4 protein-coding genes are annotated in these 5,043 nt (G+C 45.3%); 1 reads left to right on the top strand and 3 read right to left on the bottom strand.

Annotated features, from left to right (window positions below; translation table 11 throughout):
* The 3 genes from F6K20_RS23765 to F6K20_RS23775 form a co-directional block, all read right to left on the bottom strand.
* Nucleotides 1-432, bottom strand: a 432-nt coding sequence (locus tag F6K20_RS23765; protein ID WP_287296252.1) for a tetratricopeptide repeat protein, incomplete at its 3' end; no start/stop codon positions are given.
* Entirely contained in the window at nt 432-1,283 is an 852-nt protein-coding gene (locus F6K20_RS23770; RefSeq protein ID WP_287296253.1) for an SAM-dependent methyltransferase, read from the bottom strand. The genes F6K20_RS23770 and F6K20_RS23765, both read right to left, overlap by 1 nt.
* Nucleotides 1,284-1,802: 519 nt before the next feature.
* Entirely contained in the window at nt 1,803-3,200 is a 1,398-nt protein-coding gene (locus F6K20_RS23775; RefSeq protein WP_287265163.1) for an AAA-like domain-containing protein, read from the bottom strand.
* Nucleotides 3,201-4,505: 1,305 nt separating this feature from the next.
* On the opposite strand from F6K20_RS23775, the gene F6K20_RS23780 reads away from it, so the two are divergent.
* Nucleotides 4,506-4,805, top strand: coding sequence for a hypothetical protein (locus tag F6K20_RS23780; protein WP_287265165.1), 300 nt, complete (start codon nt 4,506-4,508; stop codon nt 4,803-4,805).
* Nucleotides 4,806-5,043: the final 238 nt, after the last annotated feature.

Below are 5,043 nucleotides of genomic sequence, written 5' to 3' on the forward strand. Positions count from 1 at the left end.
TTTCTTGTAGCACTTCATCAGTGCATAGACGCGGCAGCGATAGGCAATTGCCCAAAGGTAATCCTGCTTCAGCTCAATGGCTCGATCCAAGTCAGCCACTGCCATTGTGTAATATGCTTCCCCCATAAAGCGGTAGGTTACGCCCCGGTGAGCCAGAGCCCAAAGGTAGTTAGGGTTGAGATCAATAGCGCGGCTAAAATCTGTTCGGGCTTCCTGATAACGTTTGATCTGATAGTAGGTTTGCCCACGGTGAGCGAGAGCCCAAGGGTAGTTAGAATTTAGCTCAAGGGCATCGGTGAACTTGGCGAGGGCAGCTTCAAAATTTCCCATCAGCCGATCCGCCTCACCTTGCTGAGCTAGAGCCTTAGCTTTCTCAGGGTTCTGTGGGGACGCTAACTTGAGGTCAGACACAGTTTGTTGATAAGCTGTCATCAGATCTGTTTCTCCCCTGTAGCTTCTTTAACAAAAGACATACCTAAGCGCGCCATCATTTCTTTGTCCACAGGTGCTAGAGCGTGAGGCGGAATATAAAGGGTTGAAACCTCACTAACACTGCTTTGTGGTAGCTTGGACAGAGGAATACGCTGGATAACTGGTTGGCAAACTGGATAATAAACTGCTGCTTCGTAAACAATCACTTCATGGTCACCTCCATAATGTGTCTTTAAGACCTCGGTCAATATGGTTAGAGGACGAAACTGTTCCTCCGGTTTATAAAAACCGAGATTGCCAACCATGGCAATCTGCCACAAAATCAAGGGGCTAGTGGGGTCAAATTTACGCCGTCGAATCAAAAAGTCCGTTGCTTCAAAACTTTGACACCCGTTTCGACCAGGATCGACACCAAGGTCAGCAAATAAGCAATCTTCCGCAGAAATTCCAGGTAGCATCTGTGCTCTGAAGCCTTCACGATGTGCCTGTTTAATAGCTGCCTGCACTGGATTGGCAAAAACCCCAGGATGACCGTAAAACACAGCACAGACATTCAGCCCCTTACGAACTTCTGTCAATATTTTTTCGGTCATTTCTTGATAAGTCTGTCTGCGCCATTGATTGTTCCGGTTATATGGCAAAGGTTCTGCTGTGGCATTCAATTCTTTGAGCCATTTAGCGGTTACTGGGTCAGCCAACGCATATAAAACCTTGTCCGCTTGTTCTATCCAGGCTTTCGCCCCCAAGGTCAGATGACTTACCAATTGAATCCCCGTACCAACAATTGTTAAAGAGCCAGTTTCCAAATTCAATTTACTCTTCAGCTTAGAATCGGAGTTTTTGATCATCATCAGAGTAACAGACACAAGACACAGACATTTAAGGTAAGCTATCAGCTATCAGCTTTCAGCATTCAGCATTCAGCTTTCAGCATTCAGCTTTCAGCTTTCAGCATTCAGCTTTCAGCTTTCAGCTTATGCTATGATGGGAACGCTACACCGAACAGCTTTTGAATCAGCAACGCTTTATTTTAAGCATTAGGCTGACAGCTGACAGCACCTCAAGTAGCGTGAGCTAAAAGCTCACGGCTGAATACTTACTATATTAGTTTGACTTTTGACCTATGAAACTCATAAAACTCATATAAAATCTCATATAAAATCTCATGAAAAAACTAATAAACAAAATATTGAATCGTAAACGGAGCATTAAAAACTGATCGTAAGCATTCAGCTAATGGGCTACGCCCACGCTACGCGAACAGCTAATGGGCTACGCCCACGCTACGCAAATGGCTGACCGCTGACCGCTGACCGCTGACCGCTGACCGCTGACCGCTGACCGCTGACCGCTGATCAATAATGATTAGGCTACAAGACAGAGGGTGCGTACATAAACTGCTGCTCTCCCTTTTTCATAAAATACTGTCGATACAATTCACAACTTGCGATCGCTTGAGCACCTGAAAGTTTAATCAACCCCATACTGCTTAACTTGTGAGTTAGGATGGGGTCTAAGGGCACAGGTTCAGTGGCCTTGAGAACCGTATCAAGAGCTTGTGCTAATTCCGGCTGTTTTGCCAATGTTGCCCAATGACGCTGCAAGTGATGAGCATAAATTCCAGTGGCAGTGGGAGCACTTTCTAGCAGTTGGGACAGAGTTATATCCTTGCGACTAAGATGATAGAGCGTTAAGTTGACCAGTGCCGGATGTCCCCCCAGCATTACCATTAATTGTTTAGCTTCTTCGGGACCTACCCAGTCGAGTCCGTAGCTTTGGGCTAACTGCTGCACCTCCTCCTGGCTGAAGTTTTTTAACTGAACCGGCAGCCCCACATTGAACGGAGACTGGTTAAGCTCCAGGGGAACGTAAATTTCCGTGGAGTGAACCACTACCAGGCGAAGCTTTTGCCAGATGGGCAGTCTTTTCCCTTCTTCGTACCAAGAACGCAACAGAGGTAAAAAATCCTTGGCGACTTGGGGATGCTCGAAAATCTGGCTCACCTCATCCAATGCCAAGATTAGGGGAGTATCAATTAACTCAAGTAGATAGTCTTGGAAGTAGAGGGTGCAGCTAATTTTACTGCCCAGGTCTTCATCCCAATACTCGTCTAGCATCGGTTTACGCTGAAGCTGGTGAGCGATGTTGGCACACAGCCAGCGCAAAAATTGATTCAAATTGCTTAAAATTTCCTGCTCGACTTGCTCTAGGTTCAAGCTCACAGTATGGTAGCCCAGGCGGTTGCCATGGTCAAGAATCCTCAGCAGCAGAGACGTTTTGCCCATTTCTCTGGGAGCTTTAATCCTGATTAACGCTCCCGGTTTCTTGATTTCTTGATCAACTTGCTCCTCAAGGGAAGAGCGTTCTAGGTAAAAGGGAGAGTCGAGAGGGATTGAGCCACTGGGGTAGCTTGGTAGTATCTCACCGGTTTCATGGGCGGGATTGCCCGGCAGATCTTGCTTCACCAGATCTTGCTTCAAAGGGTTTGTCTCTGAGGATGTTTGGGCAGTGGCATAAGACTCCAGCAGCACCCGACAGTTTTTCTTGCTTACCCGCTGGCCAATCACCTCCGAGAGTCGCTGATACAAATCTGGAGCAACGACATTGGTCAGGTAGCCTGCACTATAACCTGCTTCGAGGGCAATTTGGTTATAAGTTCTATACTGCCAAACCCCACCCAGCATAATTACTTCTGTGGAAGTAAGGGGTCGATGTTGACTATCTTTTAGTTGACGGTCAACAATTTCCAGTATACTATCAATATTCATGTACAAGGTCACTGAAATTTATCAACAAGCACCTTTTAAGTGCTCGAGCAAACGTGACACACCGAAACGTCACCTAAAGGTTTGGCCTTACCCTTTTGAAAACTAAAAGCTATAGTGTTTATTGAATTTAAAAAACACTATTAAAACACTATTATGCATAATATGAATCAGCAAATTAGATGGGTTTACCCTGAATGAGCAACCAATTTTAGGTAAGCATTCAGCCGTCAGCCGTCAGTGGTCAGCCGTTAGTGGTCAGCCGTTAGTGGTCAGCTTATTGTATTCAAAAGCTGTTCATAAAGTAGCGTGCCCATAGCGCATAAGCTAATGGCTAATAGCTGATAGCTGATAGCTGATAGCTGATAGCTGATAGCTGATAGCTGATAGCTGATAGCTGATAGCTGATAGCTGATAGCTAATGGCTAATAGCTGATAGCTGATAGCTAATAGCTGATAGCTGATAGCTGATAGCTGATAGCTGATAGCTGATAGCTTACAATTTTAGAGCTGATGACTGGGCAATGGCACCCCAGTTAACCAGCAGTGGTAGCATGTCACTTATGCAGAACATTTGTACGCTTATTTGGGTAATAGGTAATGGGTAATAGGTAATGGGTAATAGGTAATGGGTAATAGGTAATGGATAATAGGTAATAGGGGGAGCCTGTCACCTATCAATATTTGTACATTATCTATAGCTCCCGGGTTTAAGCTTGCGCTAATGGGAAATAGTACTAATGTTTCAGCAACGCCAGACCTCCTTTCATTTCTTCTCCTGACCCTCAGCTATAATACCATATATAATTTCCAGCTTAATATTAAATATTGTTAACTAGTTGTATTCCTGGGACTCCCTGACTGGGGAGGGCTATTATAGCAGAGAATAGCAGAGAATAGCAGAGAATAGCAGAGAATAGCAGAGAATAGCAGAGAATAGGCAAAAAAGTGGCGTTTGCGCTTCAAAGCCATTGATTTTGTTTGTATAAACGCGATTTAGTCAGATTTTTATAAGCGGGAAATGGGGAGATATAGCGCTACGCGCAAGTCCGCAAGTCACAAGTCAGAAGTCAAAAGTTTACTACAACAGGTTTTCAGCTTTTAGCCATGTCCTAACTTTATTGCGTAGTGCTATCGGAAGAATTCTCCCCATTTCCCGCTTCTGTTGACTCCCGACTTTCGACTGTATATAGGGTTTTTATTTGAGATGTAAACGTGTATGGTCTTTTTTGATTGGACAATAAAACTTTTAATCTCTTGCCCCTCTTGCGTTTTGCTTATTTACTCTTGGCTTTTTGAGCAATAATTTTGTTTACAACCTATATAAAAACCCTAGACATGAGTTTTTACATGAGTTTTTACATGAGTTTTTACATGAGTTTTTACATGAGTTGGCTCTACCGTACTTGTGTTGACACTCCCCGGCCTGTTCGCGTAGCGTCGGGCAAAGCCCGAAAGGCGCGGGGATTCCTAGATCAACGAGTCACCTTAAACCGTTGTGTTCCCATCTTTGACGCCGCCAAAAATCAGACAATATCTAAACCAAAAACCCGTCAAGACCAAGTTTCTAGTCAGTTCACAACAGACCCAGCGGGCGATTCTCCTTAGGCGTTTGACTACTTACCTGGAAGTGCCTTAAAAAGTCCGTTTCCTTCCTTGTCTTGATGCAGTCACTCATGGGGGAAACCACGGCAGTCGCTCATGGGGGAGACCACGGCAGTCGCTCATGGGGGAAACCCCCTTTGGCGGCGCTGCCTCCCCAAGACCGCGCTGCCTCCCCAAGACCGCGCTGCATCACTTCATCTGGTTCCGGTGTGCCCCACCGTACCGTATTATCTCAAAGCGT

The sequence above is a fragment of the Moorena sp. SIO2C4 genome (assembly GCF_010672485.1).
GTDB classification, from domain to species: Bacteria; Cyanobacteriota; Cyanobacteriia; order Cyanobacteriales; family Coleofasciculaceae; genus Moorena; species Moorena producens.

What these genes read in the sequence shown, in the direction of transcription:
- F6K20_RS23770 (WP_287296253.1), bottom strand. Translation starts at nt 1,283, where the DNA reads ATGATGATCAAAAACTCCGATTCTAAGCTGAAGAGTAAATTGAATTTG.
- F6K20_RS23775 (WP_287265163.1), bottom strand. Translation starts at nt 3,200, where the DNA reads ATGAATATTGATAGTATACTGGAAATTGTTGACCGTCAACTAAAAGAT.